The organism is Mycolicibacterium sp. HS_4_1, assembly GCF_054515875.1.
Window position 1 is genome coordinate 5150818 of the sequence record NZ_CM137261.1, and the last position, 14395, is coordinate 5165212.

Consider the following 14395-nt stretch of genomic DNA (forward strand, 5'->3'; position numbering starts at 1 on the left):
AGTTACTTGAGGTAGCGTATAAACATGACGACGCAGCAGTTCGACGCGGTCATCGTCGGCGCGGGATTCGCCGGTATCGGCGCAGCCATCCAGCTCAAACGCCTCGGGATCGAGAACTTCACCATCCTCGAGCGCGAGGACGATCTCGGCGGCACGTGGTACGTCAACCACTACCCTGGCCTCGCGGTCGACGTGCCCACCACCACCTACTCGTACTTCTTCGAGCCCAACCCGAACTGGTCCCGTCTTTTCACCCCGGGTCCGGAGATCAAGCGGTACGCCGACGACGTCGCGGCCAAGTACGACGTGCGCCGCCACATCCGGTTCAACGTCGTCGTCGACGGGGCCCGCTGGGACGAGGACGCCTCGCTCTGGCGCATCAGCATCGCCGACGGCGAAACCCTCAGCGCCCGCTACCTGATCACCGCCACCGGCTTCCTGTCCCAGCCGAACATCCCGGCGATTCCGGGCATCGAGACGTTCACCGGCCGCGTCATCCACACCACCGCCTGGGACGACGACTACGACCCGGCGGGCAAGCGCGTCGCGGTCATCGGCACCGGTGCCACCGCGGTGCAGCTGATCCCCGAGCTGGCCAAGACCGCCGCCGACCTGACGGTGTTCCAGCGCACGCCGATCTGGGTGGTACCGAAGATCGATCCGCGCTTCGGGGCTCGGGCCAAGCGGATGTTCGCCCGCTTCCCGTTGACGCAGCGCGTACTTCGCTGGCTCACCGACTCGATCTACGAAGTGATGGTGTCCGTCGGCGTCCGGCACTACGGGATGTTCCGGGGCCGCTTCAACATCTCGGCGTCCGACCTGTCGAAGATGCACCGCTTCTTCGTCATCCGTGACAAGGACCTGCGGCGCCGGCTGACCCCGGACTACGACTTCGGTTGCAAGCGGCCGACTTTCAGCAACGGCTACTACCAGGCCTTCAATCGGTCGAACGTGCACCTGCAGGATGTCGGCATCGACCACATCGTCGCCGACGGGATCATCGGCAACGACGGCGTCAAGGTCGAGATCGACACGCTGGTGCTGGCGACGGGCTTCGACCTCTGGGAGGCCAACTTCCCCGCCATCGAGGTGATCGGCCGCGAGGGCCGGGATCTCGGAAAGTGGTGGCGCGAGACGCGTTTCCAGGCCTACCAGGGTGTGTCGATGCCGTACTTCCCGAACTTCCTGAGCCTGGCCAGCCCGTACGCGTTCCTGGGGTTGAACTTCTTCAACACCATGGAGTACCAGATGCGCCTGATGGACCGGCTTTTCACCGAGGTGAAGAAGCGCGGCGCGACGACGTTCGAGGTCACCGAGGAAGCCAACACCGCCTTCCTCGACCGGATGACCGAACTGCTCGGCGATTCGATTTTCACCCTGGGCAATTGCGCCAGCGCGCACTCGTACTATTTCAATCCGGCGGGTGAGCCCACGCTGCTGCGCCCATCGTCGACCGAGACGGCAATCCGGGAAGCTTCCGAATTTCCGTTGAGCGACTACAAGATTTCGTGATCAGAGAGGACCACACGTGACCGACGCCGCTGGGAACACCGCTGGAAAGAAGGGCCTGCTGGTCGGGCTCGGCCTGGCTCTGACCGGGCTCGCGCACTTCGTCAAGCCAGACTTGTTCAAGGGCATCACCGCGACGGCGTTCCCGGAGGACATCGACAAGCACCTCAAGGTCAACGGATCGATCGAGACCGCGCTCGGCGTCGGCCTGATCGTGCCCCAGACGCGCAAGGTGGCGACAATCGGCGTGGTCGGCTACATCCTCTACCTGGCCGCCAACGTCGCCCGCAACCGCGCCTGACTAAACGCGGGCCGGCAGGTGCTTGGACCAGCCCGCCGCGCAGATCGCGGTGCACACCGCCGCCAGTACGCCCACCACGGTGAGCATCGCCGGGTAGCTGACGTAATGGGCCAACGCGGCCAGCACCGCCGGCAGCAAGAAGCCGGCGTACGCCAGCGAGTAGTACACGCCGGACACCCCGGCCAGCTCGTGGGGCTGAGCGATGCGCTGAATCTCCAGCAGCCCGGACACGATGGCGATGCCGTAGGCGCTGCCGAGCAGCATGGCCACCAGCACCGCGATGGCCGGTGATCGCGTGACCGCGGTGGCGACCGCGGCGAACACTCCCGCCGACATCAGCACCATGGACACCACCACGGCGCGGGCGCTGGAGTGGTCGTCCAACCGCCGGGCGATCGGCTGCACCAGCACACCGCAGGCCAGCGTCAGCACCGTCAGGCCTGCGGTGTAGAGCAGCGCCCAGGAGCCGAGGCTGTCGGCGACCAATGCCGGCACGATGGCGTACGCGATGGCGGCGGACCCGAACACCCACGGCGCCATCGGGGCCACCACGCGGACGAAACGGCGGTGCGTCGCGGCCGGAACGCGCAACTGCGACAACAGGTCTCCGCTGACCCGGGCACCCCGGGTCTCCACCGTCCGGGTCAGCGTCAGCCACAGCGCCGGAGCGCACAGCGCAGCCTGCACCAGGTACGTCAGGGTCAACGGCAGCGGCGCGAACTGCGCCAGCAGGCCCGAGCACAACGGCCCGATCGCCAGCCCGAGCGACAGCCAGATCGAGGCCCGGCGCGCGCCGGCTCCGGCTGCGGCCGCCGTGTCGTACGGCGGCACGGACAGTTCGGCGATCCAGGTGGACCCGACGGCCATCGCGATGCCCACGCTCAGTCCGCACAGCAACCGGCCCACGAAAAGTGCTGAGAATCCACCGAGTTCGCCGGTCGCCAAGATCATGCTGCCCACCGCCGAACTGATCAGACCGGCAATCATCAACGGCCGGCGCCCGTAGCGGTTCGACATCGCTGCGGCCACCAGCAGCCCGGGGATCAGGCCCAGCACATAGGCGCCCAGCAGGACGTCGACGTCCACCCGGGAGTAGCCGGCGCGGTGCACATATTCGATCAGCATCGGGGTGAATTGGTTTCCGCCCCAACCGATACAGAAGACACCGGCGGCGACGGCGAGCCACGGTTTCACGCGTGCGCGGCTCATCGCAGCACCACCTCGTACGTCGACTCGAGGTGCGCGAGCAGGCGGGCGTCGAACGACGCCGCGTCGCGGGCGTCGATGGCCTGGGCCAGTTCCGCATGTTCGGTGATGAGCCGGTCGACGAGGGTCCGGTCGGCCGTCACGGCGTCGGCCATCATCCGGCGCTGCCGGTCTCCCAGTGAGCCGTAGAACCGCGCAGCGATGCAGTTCCCCGCGGCATCGACGATGTGCCGATGGAAGGCGTCGTCGAGCTCAGCGAAGCGCGCCAGGTCCGCGGCGGCGCCGCGCTGCTGTTCGATCAGACGGGCAAGTTCGGCGGATGCCGCCTGCGCGGTGGCCTGCGAACGGCAGAGCCGGCGCACGGCGCTGCCCTCCAGCGCCAGGCGCATCTCGAGCAGGTCGGTGGCTTCCCGCGGCGGGATGGGCACCACGACCGCGCCCCGGCGGGGCAGCAGATCGAGCAGATCCTCGGCAGCCAGCCGCAGGAAGGCCTCGTGCACGGGCGTGCGACTCACCCCGAGCTCTGCCGCCACCTCGACCTCGCTCAGCAGCTGGCCACCTTTGACCGCGCCTACCAGGATCTTGGTCTTGGTATCCCGGTACGCGCGCTCGCTGGCAGGAGTCTGTTCGATGGCCACGCATCAACCCTAGCAACTTGCATGCAAGCTTGCATACAAGCAGTGACAGAGCTAACGCTCCGGCCGATCAGTGCTGCTGTTGCTGCTGGGGCGCATTGAAGCCCCAGCGCGGCTGCGTCTGATAGACGGTCGACGTCTGCACCGAGGTCGACGTCTCGGTCGAGGTCTGCACCGACGTCGAGGTCGACGTCTCGGTTTGCGTCTGCGTCTCGGTCTGGGTTGCGGTCTCGGTGTTGGTCACCGTGTCCGGCGCGGGTGCGGGTGCCTGCTGCTGACCGCCGCCGCCGCCACCGCCGCCACTGTGGTGCTGCTTGGCCGCCGTCGTGGTGGTCGTGGTGGTCGTGCTCGACGGGGTGACCGTCACCGTGGTCGGAGCGTTGCTCTGCGAACCGCAGGCGACGGTCAGCCCGCCCATGGCCAGGACGGTCAAAGTGCCCGCAGCAGCCGACCACACGCGATAGGTGCTTTTCATGGGCACCATTACTAACCCGGCAACCTGGCAACCGGACTCGCAGAAAAGGCATTTCCGCTTATGAGGTTGCTATGAACCTTCGCTACTTGCCTGCTTGCCGGTGCCGCTGATCATGCACGGGCACGCCATTGGGTCCGGTCAGCGACTGCGCGTACGTGCCGACCGCAAAGGCGACGGCGGGGCCGGTCACGGCCAGCGCGTCCCGGTTCAGCTGCTCGACGGTGTCGCCCGCCGCCGCATACCCGGGATCGAAGGCGACGCCCACCCGGCCGCCCCACAATCTGGCCTGGATCGCGGACTTACGTTGCGATGTCCCGGTCGAGATACCGCCGACCGGCACCCCGGCGGTGAGGAACGGGCCGTAGCCACTCCCCAGATCCATCGTCATGTCCGCGGGCCGTTTACCGGCGAGATACAGGTATCCGGCCAGCGTGCGCTCGATTCCGGCCGAACCGGCCGGCACCGCGTCGACTGGGATCTCGGGGTTCGCCTGGCCGGATTGGTCACCGTCGAACGTGAAGAACCCGGCGTTGGGTGAGCCGAGGATGTCGAAATCCAGATACAGCGCAATGTCATTCAGCGGTTCGGCGGCCAACCCGCGCACGTACTTGGTGGCACCTTCCTGGCCCACAGCCCCCGAACCCCAGAAGGTGAACCGCACCGCGTTCGCGATTTTCGGTGAACCACCGAGTGCGGCCGCCGTCTCGAGCAACGCAGACACCCCCGTGGCGGCATCGTTGATGCCCGCGCCCGCCGGCGCGCTGTCCAGATGCGCACCTGCCAACACGACGCTGTGCTGATCACCGGTCTTGGTCTGGGCCAGGACGTTTCGCGATTTCACCCCGGAGTTCTTGGCATCGAGGGTGAGCTTCACCGGCGCGTTGGTCTTCAGCAGGACGGCATCGGCGTCCTTGCCGATGATGCCCACCGGCGTATTGAGGTGCTCGTAGTAGCCGGGACTGAACAACCCGCGCGGCGCTCCGTTCGGGTTGGGCGGGCTGACCACCAGAACCGCGACCGCGCCACGGGCCACCGCCGCGTTCTGCTTGTCGACGACCGAGCAGCCCAGGTCATCGACCACCGCGATGGCGCCGCGCAGGTTGAGCGTGCCGTAGTCGTCCGCCGCGCAGCCGGCCGGCTTCACCGGGTGCAGGGTCGGCGCGCTCAAGCCGCCCGGCGCCGTCGACGTCAGCAGTGATGCTTGTACGACGGACCAGCGGAGGCCGCCGACGTCCAGCGCCGGATTGCCGGGCGCACCGCGCACCACCCGCACATACTCAGGGGTCTGAACGTCGAACCCTTTGTCCCGCAGCAGGTTCGCCACATAGTCGAGACTGGCCTGGTAGCCGGGCGTGCCGTCGGCGCGGGTGCCCTTGTTCTCCGCGGCGATGGCGGCGAACTTCTTCAGGTGCGTGTAGATGCCGTCGACACCCACCTTGGCGGCCAAGTCGCGAGCGAGGTCGGGGGCGGGCGGGGGCGGCGGCGCGGGCGGTGCCTGTGGCGGCGGCGCGCACGCCGCCAGGACCGCGGTGAGCAGGCCGGCGGCCAATCCCCGCCTCATGATGCCGAGACCACGTGCCGGGTCCGGTCATCGCGGACCGGAACGCCGCCCCGGCCACCCAAATCCTGGGCGTACCGGCCGACGCCGAAAGCCACTCCGCGGCCCATGATGTCCATTGCCGTGCGGTTGATGTGCGCCAAAGTGTCCGTCTTCTTGTGGTAGTTGGGATCGAAGGGCTTTCCGGCGATACCGCCCCAGAGGCGGGCCTGCTCGTCGTTCATGTTCTCCTCATCACCGGCGACCAGTCCGCCTGCGGGAATGCCCGCCCTGGTGAAGGCGTCGTAGTCCGACCGTGCGTTGAAGGGATAGTCCTGAGGCGGCTTCCCGGCACCGGCCAGATACGCCGTGAAGGTGCGATCGATACCTGCCGAGCCCTCCGGGATGCGTGGCACGAGATCGTCGGCCACCGGCGGGCCGGACAGGTTGCCGTCGTAGCTGAAGTAACCGGCGTTCTCCGAGCCGAGCATGTCGAAATTCAGATACAGCGCAATGTCTTTGAGCGCCTCGACATCGAGCGATTGGATGTAGCGGTCAGAGCCGATGGTGCCCTCTTCTTCGGCTGCCCAGAACGCGAACCGCACGGCGTTCGCGATTTTCGGTGCGCTGCCCAACTGCCGTGCCGTTTCCAGAACTGCGGCCACCCCGGACCCGTTGTCGTTGATCCCGGGACCATCCTTGACGCTGTCCAGATGTGCGCCGACCACGACGACGTCATGCCCGGACCCGGTCTTGGTCTGGGCAATCACGTTGCGGGTGTGCTCAATCCGCACTCCGGCAGCCAGCTTGAGAGTGACGGCCCCGGGATTGGCCCGCAGCCGCGCCCCGTCCGCCTTCGGAATGAGGACCACCGGAATCTTCACCGTCGCCTTGGCCCCGAGGGTGCCGCCGCGTGCCGGGACCCCCGCGTCGTCGACGTCGTCTTTGTTGTCTGCCACCACCAGCGCCACCGCGCCGTGGAGCGCCGCGGCGGCTTCCTTCGTCGCGAAGGGACACGTGCCGCGGTCCACCAGGGCAACGGCACCCTTGATGGGCAGACCGTCGTAATCGGCACTGTTGCAGCCTGATCCGGGCCCACCACGAACAGGCACCAGCGGTGCGGTGAGACCGGGGGTGCCGGCCGAGTATTCCAGTGCCCGCGCCGGTACCCGCCTGCCGGCGACGCTCAGTTCCGGAGTGTCGTTATAGGAAACCTTGACTTCCAGCTCCGGGGTGGCGACATCGAAACCCTTGGCGCGCAGCGCATTCGCCACGTAGTCCACGCTCGCGTCGTAGCCCGGTGTACCGAAGGCCCGGTTCCCGCCATTGGCGTCGGCGATGGCTTGCAGTTTGGCCAGATGTCCCGTCATCGCCTCGACGGACACGCTCTTGGCGAGATCCCCGGCGAACTCCTCCGCAGAGGGCGACGATGGCCCACACCCCGAGACTCCGAGGGCCAGCACGAGCGCGAGCGCGAGCGGGGTGCGGACCATGGGCACCACCGTAGCGTGAACGCGGCCGCGCGAGGGCGCGTCAGCGCTATCGTCACGGATCTCGCCGGACCAGTGTCCCCACGGCGACCGTGAACACCGTTGCCACCACCGCGGCGAAGTACAGCGCGGCGCCGACTGGCCCCCACCACATCGTGAACGTCTGGAACAGGGGAGTTTTGGTGAACGTGTAAGCGTTGGAGAAGGGCAGCAACGGCCCGATGCGGCCACCGATCTGCGGAACTGTGCCGAGCAACGGCTCCACGACGAACGGCATCAGCACGAGCACCGCGACCACGCCCGCGGTGTGGCGCAGCAAGGCCCCCAACGCCACCGCCAGCACCGCCCCCAGCACCGCGTACAGGCTGGTGGCGCCGACTGCCCGCCAGACCTCCGCCCCCGACAGCTCGAGATCTCCAGCGCGCTCGCTGGACAACAGCGACCGCGCCAACCCGATGGCCCCCACCATCATGACCGCCGTGACGACTCCGGAAAACAGGCCGGCGACGGCAGCTTTGGCGGCCAGCACGACACCACGATGTGGCGTAGCCAGGAACGTCGCGCGAATCATCCCGGTACCGAACTCATTCGTCACCGACAACGCGGACAAGATCATCAGCACGGGAACGCCGAACACGCTCACCCCGAGGGCCGCGCGCTCCGGTGGCAGATAGCTGTACGGCATTCCACCGGCCTGGAGGGCTGCGAACCCGAGGCCCAACACTGCGACCGACAGCGTCGTCCACACCGGCGCGCGGGTGGACTGCAATTTGATGCGTTCGGCGTTCAGCGTCGCGAGCATCAGGAAACCGACCGATAATCGACAGCGCCGTCGGTCAGCCGCAGATAGGCATCCTCCAGTGACACCTGCCGGGAGCTGAGCTCGTGCAGCGTGATGCCGTGGGCCGCGGCCACGTCCCCGACACGTTCTGACGGACAGTCGGTCACCGTCAGTACCTCACCCTCGCTCTGCACCGAAACTCCCTGTGCGGTCAACACTTCCCGCAGCCGCTCGAGTTGTGGGCTCCGCGCTCGGACCACCCCTTGACCCGCTCGGGCCACGAACTCGGCCATGGTGGTCGCGGCGATCAGCCGACCGCGACCGATGACCACCAATCGATCTGCGGTGTTGGCCATCTCGGCCAGCAGGTGACTCGACACCAGCACCGTCCGGCCCTCGGCGGCCAGGCCGCGCATCAGGGTGCGCACCCACCGGATACCTTCGGGGTCGAGGCCGTTGACCGGTTCGTCGAACAGCAGGACCTCAGGATCGCCGAGCAGGGCGGCCGCGATGCCGAGTCGCTGCGCCATGCCTAGTGAGAACGACCCCGCCCGTTTGTTCGCCACCTCGCCCAGACCCACGAGTCCGAGCACCTCGTCGACCCTGGTCGCCGGCAAGCGATTGGCGGCGGCCAGCCACCGCAGATGAGCCCGGGCCGTCCGATTGGGATGCACCTGGCGCGCGTCGAGCAGGGCACCGACACTGCGCAACGGCGACGTGAGATCTCGGTACCGCTTACCCAGCACGGTGGCGGTTCCGGCGGTCGGCCGGTCCAGCCCGACGATCATCCGCATCGTGGTGGACTTGCCGGCGCCGTTGGGTCCGAGAAATCCGGTGACGACGCCCGGCTCGACGGTGCACGTCAAGTCATCGACAGCTCGTGTTCGGCCGAAATCCTTTGTCAGGCCGTTCAGTTGGATCATCTCGTCAGGGCCTTCACGACCAGCCCGGCGACGGCTCGCATACCTGCGGCATTGGGATGTAGCGGCGCCACCCGGCCGGGCAGCGGTACGTGAAACGCTGTGGTCCAGGGATCGGCCGACCACGCGTGATGATCACGACTGCCGTCCGCCGCCCGCACCAATTCACAACCGGTCTCGGCGGCGGCCGCGGCCGTCAGCTCGGCCAGGCGGGCGGCGACGTGCCGGCCCAGATCGGCTTCCGCGGCACCGATCGGCGGCGCGGGCACACCGGCCGGCGGCAGGAGTGTGAGATAGTCGACGAACAGCACCCGCGCCTGCGGCGCACGCCGGTGCACTTCTCGCCCAACGGTTTTCAGTGACTCACCCACGGCGTCGAGGGCCTGGTCCCGCACCGTCTCATCAAGCAGTCCGCGTAGCAATCCGCCGGCGAAGGGCACCGACCGCAAGAAGCGGGGCAGGCACGCGGCACCGAGCATCGGCACGTATCCGGCGTCGTTGCCACCGATGGTGATGGTGACCAATGACTCCGACCCGTCCAGGGCATGGACCTGCGGCGGCTCACCGAACTGCCGCTGCGAGAGTACGTGCGCGGTGGTGGCACCCGAAAACGTCACGTCGACAAGGTCGTAACCGAGTCGCGCGGCGACGAGATGCGGATAGTTGACCGCCGACCTGCCGGACCGCCTCGGCGCGCCCGAGGCTGCCGGTTTGATGCCGGGTCCCGCCGCCATCGAACTACCGAGGGCGACGTAGCGCTCCGTCATAGCGCCGGGCTGGATGCCTGCGCCCAGAACCGCTTGGGCACGCGGCCGGCCCGGCTGGCCAACCGGCCGGCGGTGACCGCGGCGGCCATGGCGGCCGCCATCATCGGCGGATCCGAGGCCCGGGTCACCGCGGTCGCGAGAAGCACGGCGTCGCAACCCAGTTCCATCGCCAGGGCCGCATCGCTGGCCGTACCGATACCGGCGTCGAGCACCACCGGCACCCCGGCGGCCGCGACGATCATCTCGATGTTGTGCGGGTTGGAGATACCCAGCCCGGTGCCGATGGGTGCACCCAACGGCATGACCGCCGCACAACCGGTGTCCTCGAGTCGCCTGGCCAGCACCGGGTCGTCGTTGGTGTAGGGCAGGACGACGAAGCCGTCGTCCACCAATTGTTCTGCAGCACGCACCAATTCGATCGCGTCCGGCAGCAGCGTGCGCTCGTCGGCGATCACTTCGAGTTTCACCCAGTTGGTCTGCAACGCTTCGCGCGCCAACTGCGCCGTCAGCACCGCTTCGGCCGCGCCGCGACAGCCGGCGGTGTTGGGGAGCGCCGCGATGCCGAGCTTGCGCAGCAAATCCAGTACGCCGGTACCGGTTTCGGCATCGATCCGGCGCATCGCGACGGTGGTCAGCTCGGTGCCCGAGGCGACGAGCGCCTCCTCCAGGATCGACAGGTTGGCCGCGCCGCCGGTGCCCATGATGAGCCGGGAGCCGAATTCCCGATCGGCGATGCGCAAGACATCGGCAGACATACAGACCTCAGCCACCCTGCACCGCCGTCACGACCTCGATCTTGACGCCCTCGGTCAGGACGTCGTCCCACTCCGATCGCGGCAGCACCGCCCAATCCACAGCGACGGCGATGCCCTTGTCCGGAAAGCCCAGTGTGTCGATCAATTCCGCTACCGTGGTGCCTTCGCGAATCTCCACGCTCTCATCGTTGACTGTGATCAGCACAGAGCCACCTTCTCTTTCACCTCACCCGCAAGCAGTTCCGAAATCCGTTGTGCGGTCCACGCGGCCAGCAGAAAGCCGTTCCGCCCGTGACCGGTCGCCGACAAGGTGCGGTCGTCCAGCCAGCCCACGATCGGCAGGCCGTCCGGAGTCATCGGCCGCAGTCCCGCCGCGCATTCGGCCAGTTCGTATTCACCGAGTGCCGGCATCACCGCACAGGCATCATCGAGAAGGTCGCGTACCCCGGTGACCGTAGGCGCGATGTCCCGGCCGTGCTCGTACTGGGTCGCGCCGACCACCACACCGTCCGCACGGGGCACCAGGTAGACCTGCCGGCCATGAACCCGGGCCCGAACCACCCGCTGCGGCAACGGCATACACCCCTTGCGCCACCGCAGCCGCAGAATCTCGCCCTTCACCGGGCGAATCGGCAGACCGGGCCACAGGGCCGGCGCGTCGATCCCATTGGCCAGCACCGTGATACCCGCGTCGCGCGTCTGCTCGAGCGAGTCGACCGGGCCCGCCCACTGCACACCCAGCCGGTCACAATGCGCGATGAGGCCCTCGACCACCAGCCGGTTGTCCACGGCGAGTTCGGTTTCCGCGCGGAAGCCATGGCGAATCCCCTGCGCCAGCAACGGTTCGACATCGCGGGCGGCGGTGGTCACGGTCACGGGATGGCCCTGCGCCGCGAGCCACTCGGCGACGGTGCGGATGTCCGCCGCATCGGCCCGGTCGACCGCGACCACGAGCGAGTCGCGCGCGGTGACCACGTCGTCGGGCAGCCCATCAAGGAACCCGCCGTGCCAGAGTGCCAGGGAGTCCAGGCCCAGCCGCAACTGGTCCTGCTCGCCCGGCCAGCCCTCGGAGTGCGGTGCGAGCATGCCGCCGGCGACCCACGAGGCGCCGCTCTCCTCGGCCCGGTGCACTCGCACCGACCACCCGTCCAGCGCCGCGCGGCGCGCCACCGCGAGACCGATGACGCCGCCACCAACGACAGCAAGGTCCAACGGCACGATCCCTCTTCTCCCTTCGCCGGCATGATCCGGATCAGGTGTGACGGTAAGGGTAGGACGACCCCACTCTCAGTCCCCGGTCCCGGGACTCCCGTGTTGCGGCGTCCACGGTAGTCGCTACCGTCGCGCTGTGCCTAAACCCACCCAGCGTCTGCAGTCCGCATCCCTCTACCTGTGCACCGACGCGCGCCGGGAGCGCGGTGACCTGGCCGAGTTCGCCGACGCTGCGCTGGCCGGGGGCGTGGACATCATCCAGCTGCGCGACAAGGGCTCGGCCGGTGAGGCACAGTTCGGTCCACTGGAGGCCAAGCAGGAGCTGGCGGCGCTGGAGGTGCTGGCCGACGCGGCGCGGCGGCACGGTGCGCTGTTCGCCGTGAACGACCGGGCCGACATCGCCCGCGGGGCGCACGCCGACGTGCTGCACCTGGGCCAGGACGATCTGCCCCTGTCCCTGGCCCGCGAGATCGTCGGGCCCGATCCGCTGTTCGGCCGCTCCACCCACGACGAGCAGCAGCTGGCCGTCTCCGTGACCGAAGACGTCGACTACTTCTGCGTCGGCCCGTGCTGGCCGACGCCCACCAAGCCGGGCCGCACCGCACCCGGGCTGGACCTGGTCCGCGCCGCCGCCGCATCCGGAACCGACAAACCCTGGTTCGCCATCGGTGGCATCGACCTGGCCCGCGTCCCCGAGGTGGTGACCGCCGGCGCGCGCCGCATCGTGGTGGTGCGGGCCATCACTGCTGCAGAGGATCCGGCTGCGGCAGCCCGGGCACTCAAAGCGGCCTTGCCGCAGGCGTCTACGAACTGAGCGGGATATCCGCCGTCACGCTGCGCAGGCGCTCCCAACTCGCGGCGAACCCGGGATGCAGCGGCAGTGAGGTGACATCGTCCTCGGAGACCCAGCGCAGTTCGACGCTCTCGCGGTTGGGCACGGTCTCGAGTTGTTCGGGCGCGTCCGCGATCACCGTCGTGTACGTCCAGACCTCGCCGATCGCCGTCGCGGTGACGACCGTGGTCCGAACCGTCAATTGATGCGCCTCCAACCCTGCTTCTTCATAGGCCTCGCGGACGGCGGCTTCCTCGACGGTTTCGTGACTGTCCCGCGCCCCACCCGGCAGCGCCCAGGTGCCCCCTTGATGACTCCACGGCGCGCGGTACTGCAAGAGCACCGCCGCTCCGCCACCCGGCTGCGGCGCCCGCAGCAGAAGCCCGGCCGCGCCATGGCGGCCCCAGAAGTGGGAGCCGTCAGCCGCAAGCACCCATCCGTCACCGTCGCCCTGCACGAAACCCACAATAGGACCCTGCTATTGATGCCAAGTTTCGATGTTGGCAGAGTCGGCGCGTAGGGCGTGGAATCTGACAAACATTTGGGACCCGGCCGACGGGGAATCCACCCCCCGCGCGCCGCAAGCTCTTAGACTTCTATTAAACGAGTTCGGCAGGGTCAAGGGGTCCGGAAAGTTGAGGTCGGCGCACACGTGACGGTGGAGTTGGCGCACCCTTCAACCGAGCCCGTGGCTTCTCGGTCACCCGGAACTCCCGCACACACCCGTTGGTGGTTCATGTGGACCACACCCGGCCGCATCCTGCTCATCGGATTGACGCTGGCCGGCCTGGTCATCGCGTGCGCGTTCGCCACGTCCACGACCATCCACGCCCGCCAGCAGGCCCTGACCACCGTGCTCGATCACACGGAGCCGCTGGCGTTCGCGGCCGGTCAGCTCTACACCACGCTGTCCGTCGCCGACGCCGCCGCAGGCACCGCCTTCATCGCCGGCTCCGAACCGCAGGACGTTCGGCAACGCTACGAGCAGGCGATCACCGACGCCGCGGTCGCGGTCACCGCGGCCTCGAGCGGGCTGACCGATGAACGCATGGTGCAGGTGCTCGGGCACATCAACGCAGAGCTGGCGGTTTACACCGGGCTCGTGGAAACCGCCCGGACCAACAATCGCGCGGGTAACCCGGTCGGTTCGTCCTACCTGTCCGAGGCGTCATGGCTGATGCAGACGCAGATCCTGCCCGACGCGCAACGGCTCTACGACAGCACCTCGGCGCGCGTGAATTCGGAGACCAGCGGCTCGTCGCAGGTTCCCGCACCGGTGATCCTGGTAGTCGCGGCCACGCTGATGTTCGGCTTCTTCTCGAACCGCTGGCTGGCGAGGCACACCCGCCGCCGCGTCAACATCGGTTTCGTGGCCGGGGGCATGGCAGTCCTGATCATGATCGTCTGGATCGGGGCCACTCTCGTCATCTCGACCACGGACACCCGGCACGCCCGCAACGCCGCGGCCTCGCTGCAAACCGTGACCAGCATGGCCATCACGGCACAGCAAGCCCGTGCCGACGAGACACTGTCGCTGATCCGGCGCGGCGACGAGAGCGTCCGCAAGCAGTCGTACTACCACCGCATCGACGCCCTCCAACAACAGCTGGCGGACTACATGCGGCGCCCCGACGCGATCGGCAAGAAGGACCTGGAGGGGGCCGATCAGCTGGTACGCCGCTGGCGCGCCGCCGACGACCGGATCAACGCCTACATCTCGACCGGCAACTACCAATCCGCGACGCAGGTGGCCCTGGGCACGAGCGAAGACGACTCGACGCCTGCCTTCGACAAGCTCGATGAGGCCCTCGCCAAGGGCATCGCCGAAAGCCGTAAACAGCTCCGCAGCGACATCCTCAACGGGCGTCAGGCGCTGTCGGGAGCGACGGTGGGCGCGGCGGCACTGAGCCTCGCCGCGGCGGTGGCAGTGGCGCTCGGGCTGTGGCCGAGGTTGAGTGAATACCGATGAGTCTTG

16 protein-coding genes are annotated in these 14395 nt (G+C 68.1%); 4 read left to right on the forward strand and 12 right to left on the reverse strand.

Features of this window, described 5'->3' with window-relative positions; genetic code table 11:
* Positions 1-24 precede the first annotated feature (24 nt).
* Both ACX12F_RS24925 and ACX12F_RS24930 read left to right on the forward strand, forming a co-directional pair.
* The gene (locus ACX12F_RS24925) at positions 25-1512 is read left to right on the forward strand and encodes a flavin-containing monooxygenase (protein WP_459366950.1); all 1488 of its coding nucleotides are present in this window, start codon (positions 25-27) and stop codon (positions 1510-1512) included.
* A 16-nt stretch (positions 1513-1528) separates the two neighbouring features.
* Positions 1529-1810, forward strand: coding sequence for a DoxX-related protein (locus tag ACX12F_RS24930; RefSeq protein WP_459366951.1), 282 nt, complete (start codon positions 1529-1531; stop codon positions 1808-1810).
* Here ACX12F_RS24930 and ACX12F_RS24935 read toward each other — a convergent pair whose 3' ends face one another.
* From ACX12F_RS24935 to thiO, 11 genes are all read right to left on the reverse strand, one after another.
* Positions 1811-3019, reverse strand: coding sequence for an MFS transporter (locus ACX12F_RS24935; RefSeq protein ID WP_459366952.1), 1209 nt, complete (start codon positions 3017-3019; stop codon positions 1811-1813).
* Positions 3016-3654, reverse strand: coding sequence for a GntR family transcriptional regulator (locus tag ACX12F_RS24940; protein ID WP_459366953.1), 639 nt, complete (start codon positions 3652-3654; stop codon positions 3016-3018). The genes ACX12F_RS24935 and ACX12F_RS24940 overlap by 4 nt, the downstream gene beginning before the upstream one ends.
* 67 nt (positions 3655-3721) lie before the next feature.
* Positions 3722-4126, reverse strand: a complete 405-nt coding sequence (locus tag ACX12F_RS24945) for a hypothetical protein (RefSeq protein WP_459366954.1) — start codon at positions 4124-4126, stop codon at positions 3722-3724.
* Between the two features lie 82 nt (positions 4127-4208).
* Positions 4209-5687: a M28 family peptidase gene (locus ACX12F_RS24950; RefSeq protein ID WP_459366955.1), complete on the reverse strand. Its 1479-nt coding sequence runs from the start codon at positions 5685-5687 to the stop codon at positions 4209-4211.
* The gene (locus ACX12F_RS24955) at positions 5684-7156 is read right to left on the reverse strand and encodes a M20/M25/M40 family metallo-hydrolase (RefSeq protein ID WP_459366956.1); all 1473 of its coding nucleotides are present in this window, start codon (positions 7154-7156) and stop codon (positions 5684-5686) included. Before ACX12F_RS24955 ends, ACX12F_RS24950 begins: the two co-directional genes overlap by 4 nt.
* A gap of 52 nt (positions 7157-7208) precedes the next feature.
* Positions 7209-7955, reverse strand: coding sequence for an ABC transporter permease (locus tag ACX12F_RS24960; RefSeq protein WP_459366957.1), 747 nt, complete (start codon positions 7953-7955; stop codon positions 7209-7211).
* Positions 7955-8857 (reverse strand): ABC transporter ATP-binding protein, encoded by a 903-nt coding sequence (locus ACX12F_RS24965; protein ID WP_459366958.1) that lies wholly within the window; start codon positions 8855-8857, stop codon positions 7955-7957. The genes ACX12F_RS24960 and ACX12F_RS24965 overlap by 1 nt, the downstream gene beginning before the upstream one ends.
* Entirely contained in the window at positions 8854-9621 is a 768-nt protein-coding gene (locus ACX12F_RS24970) for an SGNH/GDSL hydrolase family protein (RefSeq protein WP_459366959.1), read from the reverse strand. The genes ACX12F_RS24965 and ACX12F_RS24970 overlap by 4 nt, the downstream gene beginning before the upstream one ends.
* Positions 9618-10376, reverse strand: coding sequence for a thiazole synthase (gene thiG / locus ACX12F_RS24975; protein ID WP_459366960.1), 759 nt, complete (start codon positions 10374-10376; stop codon positions 9618-9620). Before thiG ends, ACX12F_RS24970 begins: the two co-directional genes overlap by 4 nt.
* 7 nt (positions 10377-10383) lie before the next feature.
* On the reverse strand, positions 10384-10581 hold the full coding sequence (thiS, locus tag ACX12F_RS24980) for a sulfur carrier protein ThiS (protein ID WP_138232603.1): 198 nt from the start codon (positions 10579-10581) through the stop codon (positions 10384-10386).
* On the reverse strand, positions 10575-11594 hold the full coding sequence (gene thiO / locus ACX12F_RS24985; protein WP_459366961.1) for a glycine oxidase ThiO: 1020 nt from the start codon (positions 11592-11594) through the stop codon (positions 10575-10577). The genes thiS and thiO overlap by 7 nt, the downstream gene beginning before the upstream one ends.
* Before the next feature lie 130 nt (positions 11595-11724).
* Here thiO and thiE point away from each other — a divergent pair, with 130 nt between their 5' ends.
* Positions 11725-12402, forward strand: a complete 678-nt coding sequence (gene thiE / locus ACX12F_RS24990) for a thiamine phosphate synthase (protein WP_459366962.1) — start codon at positions 11725-11727, stop codon at positions 12400-12402.
* Here thiE and ACX12F_RS24995 read toward each other — a convergent pair.
* Positions 12392-12877, reverse strand: coding sequence for an NUDIX hydrolase (locus ACX12F_RS24995; protein ID WP_459366963.1), 486 nt, complete (start codon positions 12875-12877; stop codon positions 12392-12394). The two genes, thiE and ACX12F_RS24995, sit on opposite strands and share 11 nt — an antisense overlap.
* A gap of 195 nt (positions 12878-13072) precedes the next feature.
* On the opposite strand from ACX12F_RS24995, the gene glnX reads away from it, so the two are divergent.
* Positions 13073-14389 carry a protein kinase G-activating protein GlnX gene (gene glnX, locus ACX12F_RS25000; protein ID WP_459366964.1) on the forward strand — a complete coding sequence of 439 codons (1317 nt, stop codon included), beginning with the start codon at positions 13073-13075 and terminating at the stop codon, positions 14387-14389.
* Positions 14390-14395: the final 6 nt, after the last annotated feature.

Coding starts and splice junctions, on each gene's coding strand:
- ACX12F_RS24925 (WP_459366950.1), top strand. CDS start 25: ATGACGACGCAGCAGTTCGACGCGGTCATCGTCGGCGCGGGATTCGCC.
- ACX12F_RS24935 (WP_459366952.1), bottom strand. CDS start 3,019: ATGAGCCGCGCACGCGTGAAACCGTGGCTCGCCGTCGCCGCCGGTGTC.
- ACX12F_RS24945 (WP_459366954.1), bottom strand. CDS start 4,126: ATGAAAAGCACCTATCGCGTGTGGTCGGCTGCTGCGGGCACTTTGACC.
- ACX12F_RS24950 (WP_459366955.1), bottom strand. CDS start 5,687: ATGAGGCGGGGATTGGCCGCCGGCCTGCTCACCGCGGTCCTGGCGGCG.
- ACX12F_RS24955 (WP_459366956.1), bottom strand. CDS start 7,156: ATGGTCCGCACCCCGCTCGCGCTCGCGCTCGTGCTGGCCCTCGGAGTC.
- ACX12F_RS24960 (WP_459366957.1), bottom strand. CDS start 7,955: ATGCTCGCGACGCTGAACGCCGAACGCATCAAATTGCAGTCCACCCGC.
- ACX12F_RS24965 (WP_459366958.1), bottom strand. CDS start 8,857: ATGATCCAACTGAACGGCCTGACAAAGGATTTCGGCCGAACACGAGCT.
- ACX12F_RS24970 (WP_459366959.1), bottom strand. CDS start 9,621: ATGACGGAGCGCTACGTCGCCCTCGGTAGTTCGATGGCGGCGGGACCC.
- thiG (WP_459366960.1), bottom strand. CDS start 10,376: ATGTCTGCCGATGTCTTGCGCATCGCCGATCGGGAATTCGGCTCCCGG.